This is a genomic window from Pacificoceanicola niger, assembly GCF_048553275.1.
In the GTDB taxonomy this organism is placed as follows: domain Bacteria; phylum Pseudomonadota; class Alphaproteobacteria; order Rhodobacterales; family Rhodobacteraceae; genus Pacificoceanicola.
In genome coordinates this window covers 156,162-182,761 of record NZ_JBLZMW010000010.1, presented here as the reverse complement: position 1 = coordinate 182,761, position 26,600 = coordinate 156,162, and the positions used below count along the sequence as shown (strand labels likewise).

Sequence of the window (26,600 nt, the reverse complement as noted above, 5' to 3'; positions counted from 1 at the left end):
GCCAGCTTGGGCAGGTACTTCTGTTTCTGCTCTTCCGAGCCGTAGGCGTAGATCGGGAACATGACCAGCGACGACTGCACCGACATCATCGAGCGATAGCCGCTGTCGACCCGCTCGACCTCGCGCGCGACAAGCCCGTACGAGACATAGGACGCGCCGACGCCACCGTATTCCTCCGGGACCGTCACGCCCAGCAGGCCATTCGCACCCATTTCGCGGAAAATCTCCGGATCGGTCTTTTCCTCCAGATAGGCCTCCTGAACGCGCGGCAGCAACTTGTCCTGCGCAAAGGCGCGGGCGGAAGAGCTGATCATCCGCTCTTCGTCGGACAGTTGGTCATCCAGCAGGAAAGGGTCGGCCCAGTTGAACGGAATACCTTTATGAGAGTTCGTCGACATTGGCGCTCCTTCAGGTGTCGTGGCGCGGCGTTTCATTCAGTTTTCGTCTCGATACCAATTGAATGCCGCCGCAGAAACCGATATTCCCGCATCACAACATTCCCAAACGGAATGAACATGCGCCCCAGACGCTTCCTCCCCTCAACCCGCCTCCTGCTCGCATTCGATGCCGTCGTCAGGCATCGCTCCGTGACCGCCGCAGCCGGGCACGTTGCCGACCGTCACGCCTTCGCGCTTTGGTGTGACGCAGCCTTATCGGTCAGGAGGGCGTCGCATATGTCGAGGCGATCGACGCCGCGTTTTTCAATGGTCCCGGTCGCGGCTCAAAAGGCCACCGCCCCCGCGCCCTTCAGGCCAAGCATATCGCGCGCCTCGTCCGGCGTGGCCACATCGAGGCTCAACCCGTCCAGTATCTCGCGCACCTTGAGCACCTGATCCGCGTTGCTTTGCGCCAACTGGCCCGGCGCGATCCAAAGCGAATCCTCCAGGCCCACGCGGACCATCGCACCCTGCGCCGCCGCCTGCGCAGCCACAGCCATCTGATTGCGGCCGGCGCCCAGAACTGACCACACATAGGCGTCGCCAAAAAGCCGGTCAGCGGTGCGCTTCATATGCTGCACATCCTCGGGATGCGCGCCGATGCCGCCAAGCAGGCCGAACACCGTCTGCACAAGGAACGGCGCCGTCACGAGGCCCCGGTCGACGAAATGCCTGAGCGTGTAAAGATGCGCGGTGTCGTAGCACTCAAACTCGAACCGGGTGCCGTTCTCATTGCCGACCCTCAGAATGTGCTCGATATCGGCAAAGGTGTTCTTGAACACCAGATCGCGGCTGTTTTCGAGATGCTGCCGTTCCCAATCGTGCTGAAACTCCGCAAAGCGATCCAGCATTGGATACAACCCGAAATTCATCGACCCCATGTTGAGCGAGGCAACCTCTGGCTGCAGTTCCGCTGCGGGCCGCATCCGTTCCGCCACCGTCATATGCGGTGAACCGCCAGTCGTCAGATTGAGCACCGCCCTGGTGCCCTGCTTGAGTTGGGGCAGAAAGGCGCGGAACGCCTCCGGGTCCTGCGTCGGCTGCCCGGTCTGTGGCACCCGCGCATGCAAATGCAGGATGGCCGCCCCGGCCTCCGCAGCGGCCAGACCATCGTCAATAATCTGCTGCGGCGTCACGGGCAGATGTGGCGACATGCTGGGTGTATGGATCGCACCTGTCACGGCACAGGTTATGATGACCTTGCGGCGGCTAGCCATGTCTCGCGCTCCTCTCGCCAATCCTCTCACCACCATCACGCAACCAAGCCGTCCGTGCCAGTTCAAAATACCGACGTCAGACCGGCGGCCCCGCTGGCGTCATGTGGCCCCAGAGTGAGCCAATCGAAATCGCCGTGCACCAGACCTTGATCAACAGCAGCGGCGCGTATTGAAGTAGTCCGGCTTCGCGGCCGACAGGTCATCTGGTGCAGTTTCGCTTTGATCATGGCAAACAGAGAACTGAGAACAGGTACATCGCGGCGGCAATATGAGAGCATGACTCTCGCGCAAGTCCTCGACATTTTACCAAGTCTGGCCTCGCGCCGCGAAATACGTGCCCGCCGTTCTCACTGCGACCAAGAAATGGTCGTCGCGGCTGACAGGCTATTTGGCATCACGACCGAGCCTCTGGCTCTCGGGTTCGGCAATGATCCTGATCGTAATTGAGATGGGCTGGATTGCGCTGTCGGCAGGAAAACAGGCCTTCATTATCAAGGAAAGGCGTGAGACGTGCCCGCGCGTGAAGCGTTCCTCGGGATATTAACGCACCTTTCTCCGAACACTTTAAGGTGTGGACCCTGCGTTCGGGGCTGCGGGCCGCCTCCTGGTTGCCGCGCGTGATCAACTCCTGACGGTCGCGGGCGGGCCGAGGTTTGGCACGAGAGGCCCCGCCCCCATTCACGCGATCAACCCGGCCCCGCTGCCTCAGGCCACAAGCGCCGCGTTGTTGGGCGTGACAGCATTGAGCCGCGGCCTCGCGGGTTTCGAGACCTTACCCCCGATCAGGACAAACTGACCGACCAGCCTGTTCAATCCGGCGGTTTCTTCGTTCAACACCTGGATGGAAGAAAGAGACTGATCGACCATCGCGGCGTTTTGTTGCGTCACCTGATCGAGCTGTGAAACGCCAACGTTGATCTCTTCGAGGCCCTGCGCCTGCTCCGTCGACCCCCGCGCGATGCCACTGACCAGATCCGATATCTGTGATACCCGCGCAACCACCGAAGATAGAGCCTTTCCGGCGCTGTCGACCCTGTCCACGCCATTCTTAACATGTTGCGAACTGTCGCTGATCAGTGTCTTGATCTGGCTGGCCGACTGTGACGACCGCTGCGCGAGCGCACGGACCTCCGACGCAACAACGGCGAAACCGAGACCGGCATCCCCGGCCCGCGCCGCCTCAACCCCGGCGTTGAGCGCAAGCAGGTTCGTCTGGAAGGCGATATCGTCGATGACCCCGATAATTTGAGAGATCTTGTCGGACGATGTTTCGATCTGATGCATGGCGCTGATCGCTTCCTCGACAATCTGCCCGCTTGTCGAGACGTCCTGCCGAGCGTTGACCACCACGGCTTCGACCTCCTTGGCATTGGTCGCCGCAGCATTCACGCTTGTGGTCATTTGTTCAAGCGCCGCTGCGGCCTCCTCCAGCGTCGCCGCCTGGCTCTCGGTTCGTGAGGACAGTTCCGAAGAGGAATCGTGCATTTCATTCGCCCGGGACTGGATGGATGCGCTGCTGGCAACGATTTCGGTCAGCAGTGTGTTCAAACGGTCCACGGTTTCATTGAAATCCACGCGCAGCGCTTCGTAGTGGTCAGAGAAAGGCCGGTCGATCTTGTGGCTGAGATCACCGGACGAGATTTTCCGCAGACCCGTACCAAGCTGATTGATCACCTTTTCGCCTTCCTCACGGGATTTGGTTTGCTCATCCAGAGCGGCGACGACGCGTTCCGAAATTGAGTCCACATCGCGCGCAATCATACCGATATCGTCTTTCCTCAGATCGTCTGCTATCCGGATGCCGAAATCGCCCTTGGCCACCGTCCGCAGCGCGTCCCGCAGGCGTTCGATCGGCTTTACAATCGAGTGTGTCAGCTTGATGACGTTGTAACTGATCCCAGCCGTGGTCAGGATCGAAAGCAACAAGAGGACATAGATAAGCATCAAATCCTGTTCTCTGGCAGTCTCTGCGGTGCGCACGGCGTGCGACTGGATCATATCCCCCAGCGCGCCGAGATCGGTCTCAAGCGTGTCGAATTGCGCCTGAAAGGCCGGCAATGCGGCCCGTCCGGCGGCCGCATCCCCAAAAGCGATATCGGCGGTCTGCTCCGCCGATGCCAGGTAATTGTCCACCTTTGGAATGGTTAGGTTCACCTGCTTGCGAACCGCGTCCGGGAGGTCGAGATCGAGCAGCGCCGCGACATTGCTGCGGAAGGTTTCGACAGACTCGGCGAGGGTTTCGCGACGAAGATCGCGCTCCTGTTCCGTGCCTTCCGGCCCGGTCAAGACCGCCATAGCCACGTTTGCCATGAGACCCTCGTGCATCATGTCGGCCATCATCTGATGCCGGATCGCCCGCGTTGCGGTGATCTGACTTTCCAGCGCAAGCTCGCTCTTCCATAGGCCGTAGAGGCCCGTGGCCGACAGAAGCAGTACAGCCAAAATTGATACAACGCCGGAAACTCTCAACTTCGTCTTGATCGGAAGAGTGCGCAACATTCTACTGAATCCCACTTCGGTGCTTTGCCGGAGTGGATAGGTCGAAGCGGTAAACAATCTGAAAAGTCTCGTCCGAAGTTCTCCGGAAAAATTGAATTGTGACACGAAGTGTCTGTGTTCAGATCGCGCAAAGCCCTTATTGCAGCGTCCGGCCCAATCCCGGAGCGCCGGAAATGACCAAACCTGCCGCGCATCTTAGCGAATGTAGCTTGCCCCGTTCACGTCCAGGGTTGCCCCGGACAGATGGCGGCACCGGCCCGACAGGCAAAACGCCGATAGCGCCGCAATATCCGACGGCGGCACGAATGCCCCCATGGTCAGCCGATCCTCGACGACCGAACGCCCGCCCTGGCTTTGGGCAAAATCACGGCTCATCTGTGTATCGACGACGCCGGGCGCGATGATGTAAGTCTGAATACCATCGCGGGCGTATCCCGTGGCAACGGTCTGCAGCGCCGCCTTGAACGCCGCCTTGGAGGCCGCATAGGCGATGGTTTGCGGATTCGTCACGCCCTTTTGCGCGGCCCAACTGCTGATGCCGACGATCTCTCCGCCGCCGCGCGTGCGGAAATGCTTCACCGCGGCGCGGAGCAAGGCAGAGGCGGCAAACACATTGACCTGGAAGGTATCGGACCAGACCTGATCCCACGACTCCTGCGGATCGTCGATTCCGCCTGCGAACTGCATCATGGCAGCATTGTTCACGATCCCGTCGAGCCCGCCGGTTTGGGCCAGAGCAGCTTCGAACAGCGCATCCGCCCCGCCCGGAACAAGCAGGTCGCCCTGAAGCAAGATCGCGCGCTCTTTTGGAACCCCGTCCATCGTGGCTTCGGCACCGGCGCGGTCCCGCCCGTAATGCGCCACGACCCGGGCGCCCTGCGCAGCCAACTCCCGGGCAATCGCCTGCCCGATGCCCTTGGAGGCCCCGGTCACGAGTATCGTCTTTCCGTCCAACATGCGGTGATCTCCGTATTGCACCCTTGACGGGATTTACATTTTCGCACAAATGTTCACATATCGAACAAAATGGAGTGTGGCAATATGAATGACGTCACCGACGTGCTGATCCTCGGCGCCGGGCCGATTGGCAGCGGATTTGCTGCCGCATTCCTTGCCGCGGGGCTCAAGGTCACGCTGTGCGATCCGGCTGATTCTGCACGCTCCGGCGTCGCCGCCCTCATCGACCGGCATGGCAAAGCCATGGAACTGGCCGGGCTGGCCGCGCCGACGGGCGGGCCACAGATCATCGGTGAACTGCCGCACCGGATCGATGCCTCTTTGATCCTCGAAGCGGGCCCCGAACGTCTGGACACCAAGGCCGCGCTGTTCGAAACCCTGCTCGCCCGGAGCCTGCCAGAGGCGGTGCTCGCGACAGCCTCTTCCGCCATAGCAATGTCACAGATCGTTCCGGATCGCGCGAAACAGCGGCGCTGCCTCGTCGCGCACCCCGCCAACCCTCCAAGCTTGCTGCGCATTATCGAACTGGTGCCGGCGCCGGGAACAGCGCCCGAAACCCTCGACCGCGCAGAGGCTCTTTTCCGCAAGGGAGGTTTTGATCCCTCGCGCCTGAATCACGAAGTGCCCGCTTTCGTCTTCAACAGGCTGCAATCCGCCTTGCTGCGGGAAGCCTATCGTCTGGTCGATGAGAATGTGATCGGAGTCGAGGCGCTGGATCGGTTGGTGCGCGACGGGCTTGGGCCCCGATGGGCGCTCTCCGGACCGTTCGAAACCGCCGATCTCAACACGGCGGGTGGCATTCGCGGCCATGCCGAACGCCTCGGCCCCGCCTATGCCGCGATCGGGCGGGCGCGCGGCGAACACGCGCCGGACTGGTCGGCGGAGCTGGTGGACCGGGTCGAGGCAGAGCGACGCGCCCTCCTTCCCGAATCCGACATGACGGCGCGCCGGGCCTGGCGCGAGCAGGCGCTGGCACGGTTGCTGGACGCGCGCCGCGAAATCCTAAACAGTGCTGCGTCATGACGCTTTTCTTCACCTTCGACGACACCGAAATATCCTGCGCCGAGACGGACTCGCTCGCCGCTGCGTTGACGCAGGCCGGTTACCGTGCTTTTCGCAAGACGGAAAAGGACGCGCAGCGCGGGGTGTTTTGCGGCATGGGCGTCTGTCAGGACTGCCTTGTCACGGTGGATGGACGCCCGAACCAACGCGCCTGCATGACGCCCGCGCGGGATGGCATGGTCGTGCAGACACAAGTCGCCCGCCCGCCCCTGACCGCGCCCGCCCAGGTCCTTCGCAGGGCGCAAAAGCTGACGCCCGACGTCCTGATCGTCGGAGGCGGAGCCGGTGGATTGTCAGCCGCAATTGCCGCCCGCGAGGCAGGCGCCGAGGTTGTCCTTCTGGATGAACGCAAGGTGCCCGGCGGTCAATACTTCAAGCAATCCGGCGATCCGCGCGCGACACCGCTGGACACGCAACAGGCGAGCGGCAAAGCGCTGGTCGAGGCCGCGCTAACCGCAGGCACCCGGATCCTCGCACAAACCGAGGTTTGGGGCGCGTTCGACGGGCCGCAGATCATGGCAACAGCGCCAGACGCCGTCTACGCCATTGCGCCCCGCACGCTGATCATCGCCACCGGCGCCTATGAGCGCCCCCTGATGATCCCGGGATGGACGCTTCCCGGCGTCATGACCGTGGGCGCAGCGCAGACGCTTTGGCGCAGCTATCGCACCCTTCCGGGAAAGCGCGTGGCGCTGTTCGGCAACGGACCCCTGGTGGCGCAGGTTGCCCTGGAGCTGGCCGACGGCGGTGCCGATGTTGCCGTTCTGGCGGAGGCCGCAGCGGCCCCATGGCGCCGTGCACCGGCAGCGCTCGACATGATGCGGCGTGATCCGGCCCTGGCGCGCAAGGGTATCGCCATGCTCGCCAACCTGCGCCGCAAAGGCATTCGCGCCCGGCATGACACGCTGCCTTCGGAAATCCGCAAGACCGAAAAGGGGCTGCACGTGCGCTATGTCCAGGGTGGAGCCGAACGCTCTGTGACGGTCGACGCTGTCTGCCTCAATTTCGGCTTTCAACCGCAAAACGAGATCCTGCGGCTTTTGGGGGCGGACATGCAGTATGATCCGCGCTTTGACCACCTGCGCGTCACACGAAGCAGGACCTGCGAAACCTCTGTTTCCAATGTGTTTTCCATTGGCGACTGCAGCGGGTTGGGTGGCGCGCCAGCCGCGATGGTCGAAGGCCGCATTGCCGGCCGGGCCGCCGCCGGGGCGCCGCCGGTTCCGCAGGATCACGACAACCTTGAGCGTCACAGGGCCTTTCAACAAGCGCTCTGGCGGGTCTATTCCGCGGACCTGCCGCGCCCCGAAGACATCACGCCCGAAACCCATGTCTGCCGCTGCGAAGAAGTGACAAAGGCCGAACTCGATGCCGCTCTGGCGGACGATCCGACCGACATTGGCGCCCTGAAGCGCGCCACACGCATCGGCATGGGCCGCTGTCAGGGGCGCTACTGTGCGCCCGTGGTTGCAGGCATCATGGCTCGCAGGCTGGGCAAACCGCTGGAAGACCTGTCCTATTTCGCGCCGCGCATTCCGATCAAACCGGTTGACATCGCAGCGATCACCGCCGCCGAAACGCTCCTGGATCAAGAGGATGGCTGACCCGGATCTGCTCATCATCGGGGGCGGGATCACCGGCCAATGTGCGGCGCTTGCCGCTGCCGATGCGGGCGCGCGCGTGACCATTGTCGATCGCAGGCGGAATGCCGGATCGCATGCCAACGCCGGCAGCCTGCACGTGCAGATGCAAAGCCGCTTCCTGCGCCTCAACCCGCATCTCGCCGACAATCTGGAGAACTCGCTTCCGCTCTATCTCTCGGCGGTCACGGCGTGGGAAGCCCTCGACGCGCGGCTTGGCGGCGTCGAACTCACCCGTGAAGGCGGGCTGATGCTTGCCGAGAACCCTGAGCAAATGGCGTTTCTGCATCAGAAGGCCGAACGCGAAGCCCGCAAGGGGCTCGATGTCGAGATCCTCGACCGTGATGCGCTGCATGATCTCGCGCCCTGGCTTGCTCCGGACATCGCCGGAGCCGAGCTTTGCCGCAATGAAGGCAAGCTCAACCCTTTGATAGCAAACCGCAAAATGCAAGACCTCCTGAAGGCCTCAGGTGTCGAGATGATCGAGGATCGCATCACCTCCCTGAGCGATGGCGCGAGACCGGAGGCACAGGGCGCGCGCGTCTACCGCGCCGGAGCCATCCTGATCGCGGCGGCCTGGGGGGCGGGTTCGCTCACGGAACCGCTCGGCCTGTCGCTCGCCACGCCGCCCGAACCGCTGCACATGAATATCACCGAGGCGGGCGACTACCAGATCCGCCACCTCGTCCAGCACGCCGAACGCCCCATCACGCTCAAGCAATTCCGCTCAGGACAGGTGGTGATCGGTGGCGGATGGGCCGCCAGTCTTGCCAACGGGACGGGGCGGACCCCCACCATTCGCTCCGACAGCCTGATGGGCAATGTGGCGCTGGCCTCGCGGATCGCACCCGGTGTGGGCGGCCTGCGCATTCTGCGCACCTGGGCCGGGTATAACACGCCCGTCGATGGCAAGGCCACGATCGGCGCGGCCCGTCCCGGTGGACGCGTGTTTCTCGCGCTGCCGGGGGATGCAGGGTATACGCTCGGACCCGTCGTCGGACAAACCGGCGCCGCCGTGGCCCTCGGCACGCCATCCACGATCGACCCCGCACCCTTCGATCCGGAGCGGTGGCGTCAGTAAGCCAGCGACTTCTGAATGTCCTCGGCGGTTTCCTTGAGCTTCGGCAGATACGTCTCGATCATCGTCTCGGGGGTCGCACGCACGGTCGGCACCGCGATGTTGATCGACCCAGCCATGACGCCGGAGCGATATTTGAGCGGAATAGCGATGGACAAGAGCCCTTCTTCGAGCTCCTGATTGACCAGGGACCACCCCTGTTCGCGCACCTGTTCGAGGATCGCCCGCAACTCGGTCTTGTTCGTCACGCTGTGCCGGGTGCGGGGCACTAGGCGGGCATTCGCGATGATACCGTCCCAGTTTTCCTCGGGCTGCGCCGCAAGCAACACCCGGCCATTCGCCGTATAAAAGGCCGACTGGCGGCTCCCGACGCTGATCCCGACGCCGATGATGTTGTGCGCCTGGACACCGGCCACGTAAACCACATCCAGACCATCGAGGATCGCTGCCGTGCAGCTCTCTCCGGTCTGCTCTGAAAGTCGCTCCATCAAGGGCCGCGCCCGGTCCCAGATGCCGATTTTGGACAGCACGGAAAAGCCCAGATCAAGCACCTTCGGCGTCAGATCGAACAGCTTGCCATCGGTGACGACATAGCCCTCCTTGACCAGCGTCAGCAGAAAACGGCGCGCGGTGGCGCGGCTCATGCCGGTTTCATTCGCCACCTCGGTCAGTGTCATTTTCTTCGACGTGCGGCTGAAACTCGACAGGATTTCGAGGCCGCGGGACAGCGAGCTGACAAAATCGCGGCTGGACAGCTTTTCCTGATCATCGCCCGCATCGGCAGCGACGGTGCCGAGCTGTGTATCGCTTCTGGCCTGAACGGGATTGATCTTTACGGATTTTGCCATCGGGCCTCTCACTCTTTGTGCGCATATCGAACTAGCACCGCCAAACTCGAAGAGAAAGAGATCTTTCATTCCGGGCATCAACAAAAATGCTTGCGATTCGAAATTACAGAGTTCAATAATACGAACATATGTTCGATATGCGAACATTGCCAACAGGGAGTGTCACATGACCATCACCAAAAGGATGAGCGCGGATCTACCGCGTCGCTCGGTTCTGACCGGAATGGCCGCGGCAGGCGCCGCCGCCCTCATGCCGCGCCGTATTCACGCACAGGAACAGATCACCCTGCGTTGGTGGTCGCCGCAGTCGTCGCCAGAGCAACTGGCCGCCTACAAGACCCAGATCGCGAATTTCGAGGCCCTGCACGGCAACGTCAAAGTCGCTTTCGAGAAGACCTCGGACGAAGGCTACGCTCCGCAGCTGGCCGCCGCCTTCGCGAGCGGCGACGTGCCGAACGTCGTCACGCATCTGCCCAGCTTTGCCGTGTCCAACTACTGGCGCAACGGCCTGCTGGAGCCCTTCAACGATGTCATCGAGATGATCGGGCCGGACAAATTCTATCCCGGCGTCAACCGCATCTACGAAATCGACAAGGGTCAGTATGCCGGCACCTCCATCGGCAATTCGGCGGCCAACGTGATCTGGCTGCGCAAGGATCTCATGGAGAAGGCGGGCATCGACGCCAATCCGCGCACCTGGGACGAGCTTCTGTCCGCCAGCAACAAGATGCAAGGCGGCGGCATCTATGGCGCCCCCCTGCCCTACGGTCGCAATTCGATGACCTCACTGATTTTCATCGGCGTGATCCATCAGGCTGGCGGCATGGTCTTCAGCCCGGATCTCGATGTGGCGATCGACAGCCAGGAAACCCGCGACGCGCTGGAATTCTACCGCGCCATGCGTGAGTATTGCCCGCCCGGCGCCACCAACTACAGCTGGGGCGACAGCCTGACCGCCTTCACCTCCGGCGCCTGTGCCACCGGCATCTATACCGGGCGCGTGCTGATCAATGTCGTCAACCAAAATCCGGCCATCGCGGATCATGTGACCTGCGACACATATCCGACCAAATCCGCCGATATCGACCCCTGGACCTTCAACGACTTCCCGTCGGTGTTCATTCCCAAGGCCGCGAACCACATGGAAGCGACCAAGCAGTTTGCCGCCTTCCTCTTCGATCCCGAAGGCTACATCCAGCAGCTGCACGCAGCCCCCGGTCACGTGCTTCCGGTGCTGTCGAGCATCGCGGAGATGCCCGCCTATCAGGACAATCCGATCATCGAAAAGTACTCCGCCGAAGTGGACATCATGTCCACCGCCGCAGCGAACGGGTTCAATCTGGGCTGGGAGAGCACTGCGCACCAACCCAACACCCGTGCCGGCGAGATCGTGAACTCCGGCCTCATCGCCGAAATGGTTCAGCGCGTCGTGTTGAATGACGAAAACGTCGATGCCGTTCTGGGCGAGACCGCCAAGGGCATCGAAAAAATCATGGCAGGCTGACCTCCTCGGCCCGCCAGACACCGGCCCGGCGACCCGTGAATGGTCTGCCGGGCCACACTTCCCACAGGAGGCTTCATGGCAGTCATCACCACCGATCCGCCCGCAGGCGTCGCCGCGCCGCTGGAGCGGGCCTATGCCCGACTCGGAATGCTCTTGATCGCACCGACGATCCTCGTGTTCTCGATGGTCATCGTCTATCCGCTTCTGGCGGCGATCTACCTGTCGCTGTTCTCGATCTACACGCCCACGCTGCAGGGCGGGTTTGTCGGCGCGGCCAATTACATCGAGCTTCTGACCGGAAAGGCATTCTGGCATTCGCTCGGCGTTACACTGGTCTGGACCGTCGGGACGCTCACCATTCAGATCGTCGCAGGCGTCGGTCTCGCCCTCCTTCTGCATCAGAACATCTGGTTTCGCTCGCTGGCGCGCTCGCTGGTTCTGTTCCCATACTTTTTGTCCACGGTTGTCGCCGTGCTGGTGTGGAAATGGCTGTTCAACGATCTTTATGGCGCGATGAACCACGGGCTGATGCAACTCGGCATCATCGACATGCCGGTGGATTGGCTGGGCTCCATGCCCAATGCGATGATTGGCGTGATCCTCGTCGGGGCGTGGAAGTATTTCCCTTTCGTTGTCATTGCCGTGCTCGCCCGGCTCCAGACCATTCCGGAGAACCTCTACGAAGCCTCGCGCATTGATGGCGCAGGCCCGATTGCCCGGTTCTGGGACGTGACGTTGCCGCAGCTCCGCTCGGTCCTGACCGTCATCATCCTGCTGCGCGCCATCTGGGACTTCAAGGAATTCGACCTGCTTTACCTGCTCACGGGCGGCGGGCCGGTCACATCGACCCAGACCCTGTCGCTGCTTGTCTACCAAGAAGCCTTTGGCCTGAATCAGATGGGCCAAGCCGCCGCTTATTCCGTTGGCATGATGCTGGTGATGCTCGTGTTCATGCTGCTCTACATCCGCCAGACCAAGGAGAAATCGGCATGAAGCTCCTGCGTCCTGTCCTGCTCAACCTCGTCACATGGTCAATTGTCCTGCTGATCGCCTTCCCGCTGCTGTGGATGATCGTGACCTCGGTCAAACCACAGACCGAACTGTTTCGCATCCCTCCGACCTGGCTGCCGGAGACCATCACCTTCGAGCACTATTGGCGGCTGCTGAGCGAAACGCCATTCCTGCGCTATTTCCGCAATTCGGTGGTGCTGGCCACGACGACGACGCTGTTTGTTGTCTTTCTCGGCACCATCGGCGCCTATAGCCTGGTGCGCTTCACCTATCGCGGGCGCGACACGTTGGCACTGCTGGTGCTGTTCACCTATCTGTTGCCTTCGGTGGTGCTGATTATTCCGCTCTACCTGATGATGGTCAGCCTGGGCCTGTCGAACACGCTGTTCTCTCTGATCCTGGCCCACACCACCTTTGCGCTGCCCTATGCGCTCTGGCTGCTGCGCTCCTTCATGGAAGGGATCCCCGAGGATCTGGAAAACGCGGCGTTGGTCGACGGCGCCTCGCGCCTCGGAGCCTTCCGCGATGTGATCTTCCCGCAATTGTTGCCGGGCATCATCTCCACCGCGCTCTTCACCTTCATCCTGTCGTGGAACGAATATCTCTACGCTCTGGTTCTGGTGAATTCCGACTCCGTCGCCCCGCTGACCACCGGCGTGATGTCCATGCTCATCTCGGCGTTCAACATCGAATGGTCCCTGCTCATGGCGGCCTCGGTGATGATGAGCCTGCCGCTCATCGTCGTGTTCGCCTTCCTGCAAAGCTACCTGACCAGCGGCTTCGGTGCCGGTGGCGTCAAGGGCTGAAGAAAGGAGCCATCCATTGGCCAACGTAACCTTCCAGAACGTCCACAAACGGTTCGGCACCTATGTCGCGCTGGAAAAGCTGGACCTCGACATCCATGACGGCGAATTCGTCGCGCTTCTCGGACCATCGGGATGCGGCAAGTCCACGACCCTGCGCATGCTGGCCGGGCTCGACTTTCCGACCAGCGGAGAGATCCGCATCGGTGACCGCGTGGTCAACGACCTTGCGCCCGGCAAGCGCGACATCGCGATGGTTTTCCAAAGCTACGCGCTCTACCCGCACATGACTGTGGCCGAAAACATTGCCTACCCGCTCAAGAAACGCGGCATCAAGGGGCGCGCCCGCGAAGACGCCGTGCAGAAGGCGGCCGAGCTGCTGCAGCTCGAAAGCGTCCTGCACCGCAAACCGAAACAGCTGTCCGGGGGCCAGCAGCAGCGGGTCGCGCTTGGCCGTGCCCTGGTGCGCGAGCCGCGGGTTTTCCTGCTCGATGAACCGCTCTCGAACCTCGACGCCAAGCTGCGCAGCTACATGCGGGCCGAGCTGATCGAACTGCACCGTCGCCTCGGCAAAACCATGGTCTACGTCACCCACGATCAGCTGGAAGCCATGACCATGGCGAGCCGGATCGCGGTCATGCATGGCGGCCTTGTCCAGCAATTCGACACGCCCGATGTGATCTACAACCGCCCGGCCAACCGCTTTGTCGCGGGCTTTATCGGCACCCCGCCGATGAACCAGATCGCGGGTGCCGTCGAGGGCGGCGATTTCGTCATCGCCGGTCACCGCGTGCCCATCGACCGAACGGCATTTGATCCGAGCCTGAAGAACGGCGCGTCGGTTCTCGGCATCCGTCCGGAGTTTGTCCGGATCGGCTCGCCCGCCTCCTCGGAGGATCTGCCTGCCATCGTGCGGCTGGCGGAAAATACCGGGCATGAGACCATCGTCACGCTGGAGCTGCCCGACAGCAGCCGCATCGCCGCCCGCACCGAGGCGGGGCGTCGCCTTGATGTCGGGCAGCTGGTCGGCCTGCGGTTTCAGCCGGACGCCATTCATCTGTTCGAAGCCACGGAGAACGGCGCGCGCCTCAATCTCGATCACACCCCCGCATCGGTGATCCCGATGCGATCCAAGTAATCCCGAAGCACAGGAGGACGGGCATGAACGATCCCCGCGATCTAGACAGACGTTTCGTCTTTCACCCTTTCAGCGCCGCGCAAGGCCATGAACAAAGCGGTGCCTTGATGATGGCCCGGAGCGCGCAAGGCTGCTGGATCACCGACGACACCGGCAAGCGGCATCTCGACGCAATGGCCGGGCTGTGGTGCGTCAACGTCGGCTATGGCCGCGAACGCATCGCCGATGCTCTGGCCGATCAGGCGCGCAAGCTGAGTTACTTCCATGGTTTCAGCTCGATGGCGACGGAACCCGCGGCCATTCTTGCGGAGCGCGTGATGGCCAAGGCCCCAAGCGGGTTTTCGAAGATCTTCTTCGGCGCGTCCGGCTCCGACGCCAATGACACACAGGCCAAGCTGGTCTGGTACTACAACAACGCCCGGGGCAAGCCGGAGAAGAAAAAGATCATCGCCCGCGATCGTGGCTATCACGGTGTCACGGTCCTGTCCGGGGGGCTGACCGGCCTGCCGGGCCTGCACGCGGGGTTTGACCTGCCGCTGCCGATGATCCGCCACGTCTCGGCGCCGCACGGCATCTGGACCCGTCTGGAGGGCGAAGAGGATGCCGCCTTCTCGGCCCGCCTTGCACAGGAACTCGAAAACACGATCCTTGCCGAAGGGCCGGAAACGGTTGCCGCCTTCATCGCAGAGCCCGTCATGGGCGCGGGCGGCGTCATTGTCCCGCCCGAGGGTTATTTCCCGGCCATTCAGGCCGTATTGGATCGCTACGATGTGCTGTTGATCGCCGATGAGGTGATCTGCGGGTTCGGCCGACTTGGATCATGGTTCGGCGCGCAGGCGATGGGCATGTCGCCCGACCTGATGTCCGTCGCCAAGGGCATCACCTCCGGCTATGCTCCGCTCTCCGGTGTGCTCGTGGGCGACAAGGTCTGGCAGGTGATCAGCGGAGAGGGCGCGGCCAAATACGGCGCGTTCGGCCATGGCTACACCTATACCGCGCACCCGGTAATGGCGGCGGCGGCCTTGGCCAATCTGGACATCGTCGAAGAAGAAAACCTTGTCACCCGCGCGGGTGAAATGGGCGATTACCTGAATGCCGCCCTGGCGCGGGCCTTCGCCGATCTTCCCATCGTCGCCGAGGTGCGCGGCAAGGGTCTGATGGCCGCTGTGGAATTTGCCCGCCCGTCAAAGCAGGGCTGGCAAAAATTCGACCCATCGCTCCAGGTTGGCCCACGTATCGTACGCGCGGCGCTCAATGACGGTGTCATCAGCCGCGCCCTGCCCAATGGCGATGCCGTTTCGTTTTCACCCCCTTTCACCATCACCCCGGAAGAGATCGACCTTGCCGTCTCGACCGTTCGCAAGGCCGCCGGGGCGGTTTGCGATGCGCTGCGCGCCGATGACGCGCACGCCTTTCTGTAACGCAAGCCAAGGAGAGTTCCGTGGATAGAAACTCGATCACATGGTCCGGTGCCATGCCCGCAATCACCACCCCCTTCACCAAGGGGAACGACGTCGATCACGACGCCCTGACCGCCAACATCAAGCGGCTGCTGGATGCCGGGGCGACCGGCGTTCTGGCCGCGGGCTGCACCGGTGAGTTCTGGTCCTTGCGCGCCGAAGAACGGCGCGAGGTCTACCAGACGACGCGCGCTGCCGTGGGCGATGCCGGAACGGCCATCGTCGGGGCCGCAGGCATTACGCCGCGCGACGTCATCGCGGCGATGGAAGACGCGGCAAAGGCGGGGGCAGAGGCCGCATTGGTCATGCCGCCGTTCTTTGCCCATTTGTCGCGGGAGGAAATCATCGCGCATTTCACCGCCGTCAACGACGCCGCGCCCCTGCCGATCATGCTCTACAACATCCCCGGCAACGCGGGCAACGCGCTGATCCCAGAGATCGTGGACGAGCTGGCGGATCTGGAAAACGTGGTCGCCATCAAGGAAAGCTCCGGCGATTGGCTGAACTTCCATCGCACCCTGTCCATCGCGAGCGATCGGATCCGGGTCTTCTGCGGGCCGTCCTCCACCATCGGCGTTCCCGCCATGCTGGCCCAATGCGACGGTCTTGTGGATTGCTTTCCCAATGTCTGGACCGGCCTGCTCGATATCTGGCCGATGATTCAGGCGGGCGAGTTCGACCGCGCCTGGGCGCTGCAGTCGCGCGCGCAGGAGCTGACCGACCTGTTCGTCACCGGAGGGCGCACGCTCTATCCCGCCACCAAGGCCGCGATGGATTATCTTGGCCTGCCCGGTGGCGGCGTCCCGAGGGCGCCGTTGCAACCGCTCAGCGGCGAGCCGCTGGCCGGCCTGCATCGCGGATTGGATGATTTTCTACAGGCCGTTGAAACGGCGGCTTGAATCCGGGGCGCAAAACGCGCCACCTGACACCGAACCAAGGAAGGAACCCCCATGGACCTGGGTCTGAAAGGCCGTCGCGCCATCGTATCCGCCGCAAGCAAGGGCCTCGGCCGCGCTTGCGCCATGTCGCTTGCCGCCGAAGGCGTGAACCTCGTGCTGAACGCGCGCAGCGCCGACGCTCTCGAAGCCACGGCCGAGGACATCCGACGCGCGTATGGCGTCGACGTCACGACCGTTGCCGCCGATTTCGTTACCGCAGAGGGCCGCGCGGAAATTCTCGCCAAAGCCGGTGAGACCGATATCCTCGTCACCAACCCCGGCATCCGGCAGATTCCGGGCGAATACGAAGACTGGACCCGCGCCGATTGGGACGAATGGTTCAACGCGCATTTCTTCTCTTCGCTGGAGATGATCACCAGTGTGCTGCCGGGTATGCGCGCCCGCAAATTCGGGCGCGTCGTCAACATCTCCGTCAGCTTCATCAAGTTCCCGCAGCCGCATTTCGCACACAGCCATTCAGCGCGTCTGGCGCTGTCCGGGGCCATCGCGTCGCTGGTCAAGGAAACCGTGCGCGACAATGTGACGATCAACACCGTGTGCCCGGGATTTTTCGACACCGATGCGCTGCACACCAATCTGCACAACCACGCCCGGCGCGGAAACACGACCTATGAGGCGATTGTCGAAAACCGCATCCAGAGCGTGCCCGCAGGCCGCTTTGCCGATCCAAAGGAATGCGGAGACCTCGTGACCTTTCTCTGCTCCGCCCAAGCGGGCTTTATCGTCGGTCAGAACATCATCAACGACGGCGGCGTCTATCAGGGGCTGTTCTGATGTCCCGCCTTGTGATGATTTCCGGCGGCGCGCGCGGTCTCGGGGCGGCCATCGCCCGCCGTTGCCTTGCCGACGGGCATCGCCTGTCCATCGGTGTGCGCGATCCGGCAAAGGTTGCGGAGGCCTTTCCGGATGTGCCTGCCGATCGGCTCATGGCACATCGCTTTGACACTGCCGCGCCCGAAACCGCGCAGGACTGGGTCGATGCCACCGTGGCACGGATGGGCGCGCCTGACGCGCTCATCAACAACGCCGGTATTTTGCGGATGGTGGATTTCACGCGGGGCGATGAAACCGACCTCGACGACCTTTGGCAGGTCAACGTCAAGGGGCCCTTCCGGCTGATCCGCGCTGCGTTGCCGCATCTTCGGGCCTCGGGCCGTGGCCGTGTGGTCAACATCGCCTCCACGGACGCCAAGCGGTATCGCGACGCTTCGGTGTCGCTTGGTTATGTCATGACCAAACAGGCGCTTCTGGCGATGACACACGCGGTGCGCTTTGCCGGGTGGGAGGACGGGCTGCGCGGCACCGCCATCTGTCCCGGTGCGATCGACACGGAAATGATCGACGGCATTCCCGGCGTCACGCCCAAGGCGGAGCGGCTGAAACCGGACGATGTGGCGGCGATTGTCTCGCTGGTGCTCAGCCTCCCCAACCAGGCAAGCATCCCGGAGATCACCGCGAACACCCGCTTGGAAAGCACAATCTGAGGCGATCGAAAAAATATCCCTCTGACATTGCCAGCAGCGTCCAGCGTGACGCAAATGCCCCGCTCCTGATCCAGACAGGGGCGGGCGCGCGGTCTGGTCGCGTGTAGGCCCCGGGCAACAGCGCATTTCGACGCCGCCGGCGGCTATCAACCCTGCCCCCGTTTCGCACCACGCGGAAAAACGGGAGAGGCGCGCAGGCTCCCTCTCCCGTCCGCACGTTATTCCGCCGCCATGACCTTGCCATGCTTGCGCATATGCGCGCGCCACGTGGTCGCCCAGACCCCCGGCTCATCGAGCGCAGAGGTCAGCGCCCGGATCGGCCCGTTGTGCGGCGCGGTCTTGACCAGTTCCGCATCGGCGTAGGCCTCGCCGACCACATGCTCCATCACGTCGATCCAGTAGTCGATATCCTCTTTCGACCACAATTCGCCCGCCTCGGGAGTGAAGGGTTCCGCCACCAGCCACGGCTCATGGCTCAGCCACAGCGCGTCGATGCCGAAATCGGTCATGCGGTTCGAGATCTCGAAGACCGTACAGCCGGTATCCGCCGTGACCTGCTCGACCGAATGGCGCGTCATCTCCATGCGCGGCGCGTCGATCCCGGGGTTCGAGCGGCTCACGCCCCTGACTTGCCCCAGCCGCAAGTCCATGTAATTGTTGGCCAGGACCGAGATATCCGCCGCATCGCGCAGCCCCTCGGCGCCCATGGCACGCGCCCATGCATAGGCTTTCATGACCTGCGGTGCGTTGCCCCAGAATTCCCGCACGCGCCCGATGCTCTGCGGGCGATCCTCGTCCAGCCTGTAGCTCTCACCCTCCTTGACGACAACCGGGGCGGGCAGGAACGGCACCAGATGTTCGGCGCATCCATAGGCTCCCACCGCCGGACCACCGCCCCCCTTGGGCGCGCCAAAGGTCTTGTGCAACATGTACATACAGGCATCAAAGCCAAGCTCGCGCGCCCGCAGACGCGACATCACCCCGTTGAAGTTGGCATGATCGTAGAAGCACAGGCCCCCGGCCTCGTGAACGATCCTGACCCATTCCTTGATGTCCGGGTTGTAGATCCCCATGTCGTCCGGATTGTTCACCATCAGCGCCGCCGTGCGCGGGCCGACCACCGATTTCAGCTGCTCGATGGAGGGGTATCCGTTTTCCTCCAGAGACAGGGTAATCACTTCGAACCCGGCCGTGTTGGCCGTCGCAGGCGAACAAGGGTGCGTCTGGATCGTGGTGATGATCTGGTCACGCTGCTGCAATTCACCCCGGCTGGCGTGATAGGCACGCGTCACGCAGGCATGGGTATAGGCGGCATCCGCCCCTCCGCCCGCCTGAAAGACGAACTGATCCATGCCACTGACTTCGCACAGGAAATCGCTGAAGTTGTCATAAAGCTCCAGTACGCCCTGCAAGGTTTCGGCCTCTTGCAGCGGATGCAGACCCTTGAGATGCTCCAGCGTGGCGCGCTCTCCGATCCGTGGGTTGTACTTCATGGTACAGGTGCCGAACAGCGACACGCCCATCATGCCCATGGTCATCTGGGACAGGTGCAGATAATGGCGCAGCGCATCGTGTTCCGTCACTTCCGGCAGCGCCGGCGCGGTCTTGCGGGCGGCCTTGACGGGCAGGTCGGGCGCGGGCGCATCGTCAAACACGATGCCGCGCCGACCCGTGCCGGTCATTTCCATCACAACGGGTTCGGACCATTTGGCCGCGCGAAACCCTTTGGACGTTTTCAGGTAATCCTTGATGGGAGCGGTCATGCCAGGGCCTCCTTCACTGCTGTGACCAGTCGGTCGATATCATCGGAGGTATGCACTTCGGTCACGCAATAAAGCGCCGCGTTTCCGGCAATACCGGCCTCGCCGGTCAGATCCTTGCCACCAAGAATACCCTGCGCACGCAGCGCGGCGTTCACCTCTGCCACCGGCCTGTCGAACGTCACCACGAATTCCTTGAACACGGGGCGGGACAGATCGACCTGCGCCCCCGTGAGCGCGTTCAACGCCTGCGCCGCTGAGCGCGCGCGCGCCATGATCAGCCGCCCCACCTCGGCAAAACCCTCCGGACCCATCGCCGCCATGTAGGCCGCATTGGCCAGTGACCACAGGTAGACCGAGTTCCCGGTCCAATCCTTGCCTTCCTCCCGCATCCCGTAGGACGATTGATGGAAAAGCGTCAGGCCAAAGCCATATTCCCCCGGCTCGCGCGTCTCGGAGATCGAGATGTTCAGCGTGTTGTACTCCCGGGCATAGCGCTCGTTATCGGGCGACGCGATGAAACCGCCGACACCGCCGCCCGCATACATGTGCACACCCAATGGCTGCGTCGGACCAACGGCCAGTGTTGCCCCATAGGCGCCGGGCGCTTCCAGCAATCCGAGCGACAGCGGGTCCACGCCGACAATCGCCTCGGCTCCGGCCTCCCGCGCAATGGCGCAGAGCGCCGCCGGGTCGGCGTCGATCACGCCAAGATACCCCGGTGTTTCGAAATACAGCGCCGCCGCCCCGTCGATCTTGGCGCGCAGATCCTCCCGATCCAGACATCCATCGGCTCCGACCGACACGGTGACGATCTCGATATGCCGCGCCATTTCAATGGGTTCGCAATAGGTCTCCAGAACCAGACGGCGTTCGGGGTCCATGACCTCCGGCACGACGACCTTGCGCCGACCGGTCATGCGCGATGCCATGCGCACCGCGTGACCAATCGCACAGCCCCACGAATAGACGGGCAAGCCGACGAAATCCATCTCCACCAGGGCGCCGATCTGGCTGGTGAATTCAAACCATGCCTGATTGCGCCCGTGATCCGACGTCGGAGAGCCGAAAACCGATGTTTGCCATTCGTATCGCCCGACCACCTCGTCGCAGATCGCCGGGACATAATGTGGCCACGCCCCGGCCCCGCGAAAACACGCCGCCTGCGCAAAAACCGTGTTCTTCGCCATCAGATCATCGAGATGCCGCGACAGGGCGACCTCGGAGGCGAGCTGCGGCGGCAGGTCCAGCGGGCGCGTCATGCGGTGGTCTTCGGGGATCTGGGCGAACAGCGCCTCGATATCGTCCACCCCAAGCGCGGCAAGCATCTCGGCCTTGGCCGTGCCGCCGGAATTGGCCATCCATGGATGTGCTTTCATCGTCCTCTCCTGTCTTGTCCTTACGCGACCACGCGCATCACCTGCTTGCGGTCCACACCGGTGATCACCGGCCAGTATCCCGCAAGCAGGCAATCCAGCTCGGGATCGCCTGTGTCGATTGTCAGTTCGGGCGGGCGCAACGCCGCCAGCTTGTCCGCGCCGCAGATCACATCGATCTGCGGCACTCCGGCCGCGCGCAGCACAGCCGGTGAAATCTGTTGGTTCCCACGTCCCAGAACGAACCCCTGTCCGCCGACAACCGTCAGCACGACACACACCGTCCGCCCCGCAACGCGCGCGAGCAATCCGTGCTCGTCCAGGTCGGTCGCTGTGATCTGGCCGCGTTCGGCCACATCCACGCCAAGGAGCGTCCCGCCGCCGATCCGGTCCTTCAGCGCCATCATCGTCGCGCCCGGCCCGAGGACATAGAGGGTGTCATCGCGCAAACGCGCGGCATAGGCCGCAAGAGCGGCCCCAAGATCCCCAGCCGTATCGGTGTTGCCCGCCTTCGGGTGCTGCCGGGCGCCCGTTCCGTCGAATGGCGTGCGCGCCACGCAATGCAGCTGCGCGGACAGCCGCCCGGCCCGCCGCGCGACCTCGTCGATATCGAGGATCTCGACCATCTCTGTGCGCCGTCGCGGATCGGCCAGAAACGCCGCAGCCATGAGACCGGCCCGTTCCGGGCTGCGGGCAAAGACACCCGAATGCATCTTGACCCCCGACGGAATACCCAGGATCGGCACACCGCCCGAATTGGCGGCGCAGATATCCCGCGCCGTGCCATCGCCGCCGGCGAAAAGGATCAGATCTACCTTGCCCTGCATCGCGGCGACGCTGGCCATCGTATCCTCTGCGGTCCCGGTCAGGGGCGGCACGGCAATCCGCTCCCCGCCACCGCAGGCGGAGGCCACCGGACCGACGAACACCTGCACGTCGCCACGGCTCTTGAGCGCGCGCATGGCTCGGGCCGCCCTCTGCGGCGCCTGAGACCGATGGCTCAATGCGGCGGCCATCGACGCGATATCAGGCGCGTCGCTGCCCTTCTGAGCCAGCGCACCGCCAAGCCCGGCAATCGGATTGATGACCACCCCGACCCGATTCATGGCACCGCCGCATATTTTCGGACACTTGTTCGCATAATGAAACATTGCCGAAGCAAGCTTCGATGCGCAAGCGGTTTTTATCGCATGGCGAACATATGTTCTTAACCGCCCTGAAGGGCAGAAACGACACCCCGCCCTTCACCGCTCCATCCGCCAACAGCGCCGCACCGCGCCACGGTCACGACGAAAAAAGCCGCACCTGCTCCGGTAAATGAAAAGTCCGCCGGGTGAAGGCGTAAAGAGCCCGCAGCAGGTCCTCCACGGAAACCGGCTGAACATCGAAGTGATCCGCTCCGACCTCCAGCAGGGCAATGCCCCGGCTGCGGTTGGCCTCGCTCAGAAGCGCGATGATCGGCGTCACCCGGTTGCGCGCCCGCAGCGTCCCGCACAGGCTGTGCACGGTGTCGACTGGCACACTTTCCATGATCACCAGCGCTGAAACCATGGCCTTCTCAATGAGGTTCACCGCCTCCTGCGGCCGCGTCACCATGATCGGGAGGAACCCCCGACAAGTCAGGCATTGATTCAGAACGAACCCCGGCATCTGCGTGGTGCCGAGGATCGCAATTGTTTCTCCACCGACGGGCGGCGGGCATGAGGCTTTTGTCACGCGGGTAGTCCTGCCTTTTTTCTTGTGGCCCGGAGATACCTCCGGGTCGTCTCATATGCGCTCTCGGGTCCCGACAGCAGCGCGGTGCCCACAAGCACCCCGTCAAAGCCCGCCGCCACGGCCCGGCGCACGGCCTCCGGCGAAGTCAGGCCCGAGGCACTGATCAGCAGGCCACCGTGCTGCGCCCGCCCGAGGGCATACAGCGCTTCGCTCTGCTCGATCCCGCCGTCATCCGTTTCCTGCGCGCGGATATCGCGGTTGTTGATCGCCAGAACAGCCCCGCCGGGCAGGCGAAGCCCATCCAGCTCGGCCGCGCTCGCCGCCTCGACGAAAGGCGTCAAACCCATGCTCAGGGCAGCCTCCGCCAAGCGCAGCACATCAGCCCGGCGCAGCAAAGTGCAGGTCAGCAGGACCGCTGCCGCCCCGGCATCCTTCGACGCCTCCAGATGCCGGGCCGAGGTGATGAAATCCTTGCGCAGCACCGGCAGACCCAGCGCCGCCATCTCCGTCACCATGCCGATATGGCCCTTGTGCCAAGCGCCCGTCGTCACCGACAGGCAGGGCGCTCCGGCATGCAGGTAGTCCCGTGCAATCTCCCGCACCGACCGCTCGGCCAGCAGCGGGCCCACCTTGGGCGAGCTTGGCTTGATCTCCGCAATGAGCGGGCAATCCTCGCCGCTCAACGCCTCGTGAAACCGCTGCCTCATGCCATCGCCGCCAGCCTCGGCGCTTCGGCGCTGGCAAAGGCCTGCGCCCGCTCAAGCGTCCGGTACGGCGCGCCATCCGCCATGCAATCCAGCGCCAACCACGTGCCTTCGGCCAGGGTGCGCACCACGCCCCCCGCATGCAGCGCCATCCCGGCGTTGAGCGCCACGGTTTCGGTGCAGGCCCGGCTGCCCCGGCCTTTCAGAATGTCGGTCAGAATTGCGATATTCTCCGCAAGATCCCCGCCTGCCAGATCGGACAGACCACTGTCCCGCCCAAGCCCGAGATCGCCGGGGATCAGCCGATGCGGCAGGGTCTCCGCTGCTCGAACCCATCGGTTGGTGCCGACGCTCAAAAGCTCGTCAACCCCGAGGTTCGAATGCACAACCACCGCCGGAATGCCAAGCGATCCGGCGATCTGATGCACCTGTTCAAACAGCCGCTGGGACGACGCGCCGATCACGTGGGCTTTCATCTCGTAAGGGCAGATCAGCGGCCCCAGGGCATTGACGAACCGCCCGATCATCTTGAACGGCAGGGGCATGGCGGCAATCGCAAGCCGCTTGCACAGCGGCGCATAGCGCTGCGGCGCGGCAAAGGCGAGGCCGCAATCGTCCAGCATGGCATTGGTAAATTCGTCCGACGCGGTCCGGGCAAGGCCAAGCGCGTTCAGGATGTCCCCCGATCCGACGGAGGAAGAATAGGCGGAGGAGCCACTCTTGAGCACCTTGCCGCCTGCCGCCGCCACGACAAAGGCCGCGGTGGTCGAAATATTGAAGGTCGAGCGCCCGCCCCCGGTGCCGACGATGTTCACAGCCGATTTCGCGGCGGGCAACGCCTCTGGCGGGTAGGTCTCGCGGATGAAGCGCACGAAACTGCGCATCATCCCCAGGGCGGACGGCATCGCCGACAGCGCGGCGAGGACCGCCACGGTTTCGGCCTTGGGGCGAAGGCCATCGTCGGTCGCCCGCCAATAGTCCAGCATCGCGTCTTCGGTCGGAATGCGGCCAGCGATCAGCTGCCCTGCGGTCTTTTCCGGCGTCATGGCCTTCGCTCCTTTTTCGGTGTGGTATGACCGGCGCCCGTCAGGCCGCCTGCATCTGCTTTGCGTCGATCATCGTCTCGATCTGACCGATGGTGCGGTACAGATCCGCGTCCAGCTCATCGGGCGTGATGGTCAGCTCGAACTCGCCTTCGAGAAAGGCGATCAGCTTCAGCACGCCAAGGCTGTCGACAATGCCCGTGTCGATCAGATCGAGATCGTCGGTGAGCTGGGCGGCGGGAATATCCACCGCGAATTCTTCGGCAATGAATGTGCGCAGGGCAGGATAGGACATGGAAATCTCCTTTTTGGCTGTCCGTAGGTCTGTCAGGCCATCACGCGGATGCGCTCTGGCAGTTTTGAGCCAGCATGCGCCGGCAGGCCTTCCCGTTGGAGTTCTTTGGAACCGCCATCAGGGAAATCGTGAAATTGCGCGGGATCGCGGCGACGGGCAGCCGCTTCATCAAATGCAGCCGCAAGTCGAGACTGGTCAGCCCGTCGGCCTTGGTCTTGACCCAGGCGTTCAGCACCGTGCCGTCGCCGGATTTCGTGATAAAACACAAAGCCTCGCAGACGCCGGGATGGGCGTTCAGATGCCCGTCTACCTCGTTCAGGTCCACCCGCACGCCGCTGAGCTTGACGATGCTGTCATTGCGCCCGACGAAATGGATCAACCCGGCGCGGTCCCGCCGAACAATGTCGCCAGAGCGGTAGTAGAGCTTGCCACCGTGCTGCACTGTCGCGCGCGCCGTCAGCTCCGGATCCGAGTACCCGCGCATCATCGTCGGACAATGCACCCACAATTCGCCCTCGCCCTTACCTTCGATCACCGCGCCCTCGGGGCCTGCGAGCAGGTATTCGACATAAGGCAGCTTGCGGCCCAGCGGCAGCGGATCGGGCGGGTTCTCGCGCGGCACTTCGTAATAGAAGGTGTCGTTCGTTTCGGTGCAGCCATAGATATTCAGCACGCGCGCATTGGGGAAAATCGCGAAAAGCCGCTGCAGAGTCTTCGCAGGCATCGGCTCCCCGGCAAAAAGCACACAGCGCACCTCGGGCAGCACCGGATGGCCCGGCGTCTGGGCCACCAGCTTCAGCGCAGAGGGCGCCGAGTGCCAGACCGTCACCCCCGCCTGCCGCATCATCTCGATCAGCTTTGCGCCATTGCGCGCGGTCCTGGCATCGGCCAGCGCAAGGTCGGCCCCGGACATCAGCGAGGCATAAATATCAAGGAACGACAGATCGAAGGCAAAAGGCGCATGGCTGAGCAGGCAATCGTCGATGTTCAGATCCAGCTCGTCCACCACCCAATCCTGAAACACGTTCAGGGCATGGGCTTCGATCTCCACCCGCTTCGGCCTGCCGGTTGAGCCGGAAGTGTGCAGCACCGCAGCCAGACTTTGCTGCGAAACAACCACATTCAATCCCGTCCCGGAGGCCGCCACATGCTGCGGCGTGGCGCCCGGTCCGGTCATTTCGCTCAGATCGACCAAGGGAACCCCGGCCTCCACGGCCCACCCCGCAAGGCGCGGCGCGGTACTGGCGTCCACGATCAGCGCCGACGGGTGGAGATCGGCCAGAATGTCCATCAGCCGCCCGTCCGGGTGCGCCGGGTCCAGCGGCGCATAGGCCCGCCCCCCCGACAGCACCGCAAGCACCGCCGCCAGACAATCGGGCGTTTTCTCTGCACAGATCGCAATGCTCTCTTCGGCCATCATCCCGGGCCCCGGCAGATGCGCGGCAATCGCTTCGGCCATCGCCTGCAACGCGCGATAGCTCACCTTGCCCCCGGCGCTGTCGAACACCGCCGCACGCGGGGTCTTGTCCATCTCCACGCGCAGGCAGTCGGAAAAGGCCCGCGTGCCAACGATCTGAAAACTTTCCTGATGCAGCATGTCACAATCCCC

Annotated in this window: 24 protein-coding genes; 11 read left to right on the top strand and 13 right to left on the bottom strand. The window is 63.4% G+C overall.

The features are described 5' to 3' along the window. The 4 genes from ACN2XU_RS14275 to ACN2XU_RS14260 all read right to left on the bottom strand — a co-directional run. Window positions 1–398: acyl-CoA dehydrogenase family protein (locus ACN2XU_RS14275; RefSeq protein ID WP_419411127.1), on the bottom strand; the 398-nt coding region annotated here is incomplete at its 3' end. Window positions 399–721: 323 nt separating this feature from the next. After that, on the bottom strand, window positions 722–1,654 hold the full coding sequence (gene kce, locus ACN2XU_RS14270) for a 3,5-dioxohexanoate:acetyl-CoA acetone transferase (protein WP_419411126.1): 933 nt from the start codon (window positions 1,652–1,654) through the stop codon (window positions 722–724). A 705-nt stretch (window positions 1,655–2,359) separates the two neighbouring features. Continuing rightward, entirely contained in the window at window positions 2,360–4,153 is a 1,794-nt protein-coding gene (locus ACN2XU_RS14265) for a methyl-accepting chemotaxis protein (protein WP_419411125.1), read from the bottom strand. A gap of 195 nt (window positions 4,154–4,348) precedes the next feature. Next, window positions 4,349–5,110, bottom strand: a complete 762-nt coding sequence (locus ACN2XU_RS14260) for an SDR family NAD(P)-dependent oxidoreductase (protein ID WP_419411124.1) — start codon at window positions 5,108–5,110, stop codon at window positions 4,349–4,351. Window positions 5,111–5,194: 84 nt separating this feature from the next. Here ACN2XU_RS14260 and ACN2XU_RS14255 point away from each other — a divergent pair, with 84 nt between their 5' ends. From ACN2XU_RS14255 to ACN2XU_RS14245, 3 genes are read left to right on the top strand one after another with little or no spacing between them, the layout of a single operon-like run. Beyond that, the gene (locus ACN2XU_RS14255) at window positions 5,195–6,133 is read left to right on the top strand and encodes a 3-hydroxyacyl-CoA dehydrogenase NAD-binding domain-containing protein (protein ID WP_419411123.1); all 939 of its coding nucleotides are present in this window, start codon (window positions 5,195–5,197) and stop codon (window positions 6,131–6,133) included. Beyond that, window positions 6,130–7,776 (top strand): FAD-dependent oxidoreductase, encoded by a 1,647-nt coding sequence (locus ACN2XU_RS14250; RefSeq protein ID WP_419411122.1) that lies wholly within the window; start codon window positions 6,130–6,132, stop codon window positions 7,774–7,776. Before ACN2XU_RS14255 ends, ACN2XU_RS14250 begins: the two co-directional genes overlap by 4 nt. After that, entirely contained in the window at window positions 7,769–8,893 is a 1,125-nt protein-coding gene (locus ACN2XU_RS14245) for an NAD(P)/FAD-dependent oxidoreductase (RefSeq protein WP_419411121.1), read from the top strand. Before ACN2XU_RS14250 ends, ACN2XU_RS14245 begins: the two co-directional genes overlap by 8 nt. On the opposite strand, the gene ACN2XU_RS14240 is transcribed toward ACN2XU_RS14245, so the two are convergent. Next, window positions 8,887–9,738, bottom strand: a complete 852-nt coding sequence (locus ACN2XU_RS14240; protein WP_419411120.1) for an IclR family transcriptional regulator domain-containing protein — start codon at window positions 9,736–9,738, stop codon at window positions 8,887–8,889. The two genes, ACN2XU_RS14245 and ACN2XU_RS14240, sit on opposite strands and share 7 nt — an antisense overlap. A gap of 166 nt (window positions 9,739–9,904) precedes the next feature. Between ACN2XU_RS14240 and ACN2XU_RS14235 the strand changes: the two genes are divergently transcribed. The 8 genes from ACN2XU_RS14235 (at window position 9,905) to ACN2XU_RS14200 (ending at window position 18,097) form a co-directional block, all read left to right on the top strand. Continuing rightward, on the top strand, window positions 9,905–11,242 hold the full coding sequence (locus ACN2XU_RS14235) for an ABC transporter substrate-binding protein (protein WP_419411119.1): 1,338 nt from the start codon (window positions 9,905–9,907) through the stop codon (window positions 11,240–11,242). A 75-nt stretch (window positions 11,243–11,317) separates the two neighbouring features. Continuing rightward, complete coding sequence (locus ACN2XU_RS14230) at window positions 11,318–12,235, top strand: carbohydrate ABC transporter permease (RefSeq protein WP_419411118.1); 918 nt, start codon at window positions 11,318–11,320, stop codon at window positions 12,233–12,235. Further along, window positions 12,232–13,059, top strand: a complete 828-nt coding sequence (locus ACN2XU_RS14225) for a carbohydrate ABC transporter permease (protein ID WP_419411117.1) — start codon at window positions 12,232–12,234, stop codon at window positions 13,057–13,059. Before ACN2XU_RS14230 ends, ACN2XU_RS14225 begins: the two co-directional genes overlap by 4 nt. A gap of 16 nt (window positions 13,060–13,075) precedes the next feature. After that, window positions 13,076–14,194, top strand: a complete 1,119-nt coding sequence (locus ACN2XU_RS14220; protein ID WP_419411116.1) for an ABC transporter ATP-binding protein — start codon at window positions 13,076–13,078, stop codon at window positions 14,192–14,194. A gap of 23 nt (window positions 14,195–14,217) precedes the next feature. Then, the gene (locus ACN2XU_RS14215) at window positions 14,218–15,615 is read left to right on the top strand and encodes an aminotransferase (RefSeq protein ID WP_419411115.1); all 1,398 of its coding nucleotides are present in this window, start codon (window positions 14,218–14,220) and stop codon (window positions 15,613–15,615) included. Between the two features lie 20 nt (window positions 15,616–15,635). Further along, window positions 15,636–16,553: a dihydrodipicolinate synthase family protein gene (locus tag ACN2XU_RS14210; RefSeq protein ID WP_419411114.1), complete on the top strand. Its 918-nt coding sequence runs from the start codon at window positions 15,636–15,638 to the stop codon at window positions 16,551–16,553. A 51-nt stretch (window positions 16,554–16,604) separates the two neighbouring features. Further along, window positions 16,605–17,387, top strand: a complete 783-nt coding sequence (locus ACN2XU_RS14205) for an SDR family oxidoreductase (RefSeq protein WP_419411113.1) — start codon at window positions 16,605–16,607, stop codon at window positions 17,385–17,387. Further along, complete coding sequence (locus tag ACN2XU_RS14200) at window positions 17,387–18,097, top strand: SDR family NAD(P)-dependent oxidoreductase (protein WP_419411112.1); 711 nt, start codon at window positions 17,387–17,389, stop codon at window positions 18,095–18,097. Before ACN2XU_RS14205 ends, ACN2XU_RS14200 begins: the two co-directional genes overlap by 1 nt. 218 nt (window positions 18,098–18,315) lie before the next feature. On the opposite strand, the gene gcvPB is transcribed toward ACN2XU_RS14200, so the two are convergent. The 8 genes from gcvPB to ACN2XU_RS14160 form a co-directional block, all read right to left on the bottom strand. Then, on the bottom strand, window positions 18,316–19,860 hold the full coding sequence (gene gcvPB / locus ACN2XU_RS14195; protein ID WP_419411111.1) for an aminomethyl-transferring glycine dehydrogenase subunit GcvPB: 1,545 nt from the start codon (window positions 19,858–19,860) through the stop codon (window positions 18,316–18,318). Continuing rightward, on the bottom strand, window positions 19,857–21,236 hold the full coding sequence (gcvPA, locus tag ACN2XU_RS14190) for an aminomethyl-transferring glycine dehydrogenase subunit GcvPA (RefSeq protein ID WP_419411110.1): 1,380 nt from the start codon (window positions 21,234–21,236) through the stop codon (window positions 19,857–19,859). Before gcvPA ends, gcvPB begins: the two co-directional genes overlap by 4 nt. 20 nt (window positions 21,237–21,256) lie before the next feature. After that, entirely contained in the window at window positions 21,257–22,339 is a 1,083-nt protein-coding gene (locus ACN2XU_RS14185) for an ATP-NAD kinase family protein (RefSeq protein WP_419411109.1), read from the bottom strand. 178 nt (window positions 22,340–22,517) lie between these two features. Then, a complete protein-coding gene (locus ACN2XU_RS14180) occupies window positions 22,518–22,949 on the bottom strand; it encodes a response regulator transcription factor (RefSeq protein ID WP_419411108.1) in 432 nt (143 codons plus the stop codon). Further along, on the bottom strand, window positions 22,946–23,656 hold the full coding sequence (locus tag ACN2XU_RS14175; RefSeq protein ID WP_419411107.1) for a beta/alpha barrel domain-containing protein: 711 nt from the start codon (window positions 23,654–23,656) through the stop codon (window positions 22,946–22,948). Before ACN2XU_RS14175 ends, ACN2XU_RS14180 begins: the two co-directional genes overlap by 4 nt. Continuing rightward, a complete protein-coding gene (locus ACN2XU_RS14170) occupies window positions 23,653–24,699 on the bottom strand; it encodes a hypothetical protein (RefSeq protein ID WP_419411106.1) in 1,047 nt (348 codons plus the stop codon). The genes ACN2XU_RS14175 and ACN2XU_RS14170 overlap by 4 nt, the downstream gene beginning before the upstream one ends. A gap of 40 nt (window positions 24,700–24,739) precedes the next feature. Beyond that, window positions 24,740–24,991: an acyl carrier protein gene (locus ACN2XU_RS14165; RefSeq protein WP_419411105.1), complete on the bottom strand. Its 252-nt coding sequence runs from the start codon at window positions 24,989–24,991 to the stop codon at window positions 24,740–24,742. Window positions 24,992–25,031: 40 nt separating this feature from the next. After that, window positions 25,032–26,588, bottom strand: coding sequence for an AMP-binding protein (locus ACN2XU_RS14160; RefSeq protein ID WP_419411104.1), 1,557 nt, complete (start codon window positions 26,586–26,588; stop codon window positions 25,032–25,034). Between the last annotated feature and the right edge of the window lie 12 nt (window positions 26,589–26,600).

Coding starts and splice junctions, on each gene's coding strand:
- ACN2XU_RS14185 (WP_419411109.1), bottom strand. CDS start 22,339: ATGAATCGGGTCGGGGTGGTCATCAATCCGATTGCCGGGCTTGGCGGT.
- ACN2XU_RS14160 (WP_419411104.1), bottom strand. CDS start 26,588: ATGCTGCATCAGGAAAGTTTTCAGATCGTTGGCACGCGGGCCTTTTCC.
- ACN2XU_RS14205 (WP_419411113.1), top strand. CDS start 16,605: ATGGACCTGGGTCTGAAAGGCCGTCGCGCCATCGTATCCGCCGCAAGC.
- ACN2XU_RS14245 (WP_419411121.1), top strand. CDS start 7,769: ATGGCTGACCCGGATCTGCTCATCATCGGGGGCGGGATCACCGGCCAA.
- ACN2XU_RS14200 (WP_419411112.1), top strand. CDS start 17,387: ATGTCCCGCCTTGTGATGATTTCCGGCGGCGCGCGCGGTCTCGGGGCG.
- ACN2XU_RS14265 (WP_419411125.1), bottom strand. CDS start 4,153: ATGTTGCGCACTCTTCCGATCAAGACGAAGTTGAGAGTTTCCGGCGTT.
- ACN2XU_RS14225 (WP_419411117.1), top strand. CDS start 12,232: ATGAAGCTCCTGCGTCCTGTCCTGCTCAACCTCGTCACATGGTCAATT.
- ACN2XU_RS14255 (WP_419411123.1), top strand. CDS start 5,195: ATGAATGACGTCACCGACGTGCTGATCCTCGGCGCCGGGCCGATTGGC.
- ACN2XU_RS14175 (WP_419411107.1), bottom strand. CDS start 23,656: ATGAGGCAGCGGTTTCACGAGGCGTTGAGCGGCGAGGATTGCCCGCTC.
- gcvPA (WP_419411110.1), bottom strand. CDS start 21,236: ATGAAAGCACATCCATGGATGGCCAATTCCGGCGGCACGGCCAAGGCC.
- ACN2XU_RS14165 (WP_419411105.1), bottom strand. CDS start 24,991: ATGTCCTATCCTGCCCTGCGCACATTCATTGCCGAAGAATTCGCGGTG.
- ACN2XU_RS14230 (WP_419411118.1), top strand. CDS start 11,318: ATGGCAGTCATCACCACCGATCCGCCCGCAGGCGTCGCCGCGCCGCTG.
- kce (WP_419411126.1), bottom strand. CDS start 1,654: ATGGCTAGCCGCCGCAAGGTCATCATAACCTGTGCCGTGACAGGTGCG.
- ACN2XU_RS14215 (WP_419411115.1), top strand. CDS start 14,218: ATGAACGATCCCCGCGATCTAGACAGACGTTTCGTCTTTCACCCTTTC.
- ACN2XU_RS14240 (WP_419411120.1), bottom strand. CDS start 9,738: ATGGCAAAATCCGTAAAGATCAATCCCGTTCAGGCCAGAAGCGATACA.
- gcvPB (WP_419411111.1), bottom strand. CDS start 19,860: ATGACCGCTCCCATCAAGGATTACCTGAAAACGTCCAAAGGGTTTCGC.
- ACN2XU_RS14260 (WP_419411124.1), bottom strand. CDS start 5,110: ATGTTGGACGGAAAGACGATACTCGTGACCGGGGCCTCCAAGGGCATC.
- ACN2XU_RS14235 (WP_419411119.1), top strand. CDS start 9,905: ATGACCATCACCAAAAGGATGAGCGCGGATCTACCGCGTCGCTCGGTT.
- ACN2XU_RS14170 (WP_419411106.1), bottom strand. CDS start 24,699: ATGACGCCGGAAAAGACCGCAGGGCAGCTGATCGCTGGCCGCATTCCG.
- ACN2XU_RS14250 (WP_419411122.1), top strand. CDS start 6,130: ATGACGCTTTTCTTCACCTTCGACGACACCGAAATATCCTGCGCCGAG.